This is a genomic window from Pseudovibrio flavus, from assembly GCF_009711345.1.
GTDB lineage: Bacteria > Pseudomonadota > Alphaproteobacteria > Rhizobiales > Stappiaceae > Pseudovibrio > Pseudovibrio flavus.
The window spans coordinates 115946-116214 of sequence record NZ_SMMA01000063.1 but is presented as its reverse complement, the minus strand read 5'-3'; the positions used below and the strand labels follow the sequence as shown (position 1 = coordinate 116214).

Below are 269 nucleotides of genomic sequence, written 5' to 3'. Positions count from 1 at the left end.
GTTGTTGGTCAGCGCTTCACGCGGGTTGATACCCTTTTCCCAAGCACGGGCAAGCGTGGTTGGATCGCAGTATGCGCCGGCAATCTCTTCAATGCCGTCTACACCGTCAGTATCGCCTGCGAGCGCGTAAACGCCTTTTTGTCCATCAAGGGCAACAGCGAGAGAAAGCAGGAATTCCACATTGCGGCCGCCGCGGCCATTGCCCTTCAGTGTTACAGTGGTCTCACCACCGGAAAGCAGAACACATGGAGCCTTAAACGGCTGGCCAA

1 protein-coding gene is annotated in these 269 nt (G+C 56.5%); it reads right to left on the bottom strand.

Annotated features, from left to right (window positions below):
• On the bottom strand, positions 1-269 hold a 269-nt coding region (locus tag E1162_RS12410), incomplete at both ends, for an MOFRL family protein (RefSeq protein WP_306455036.1).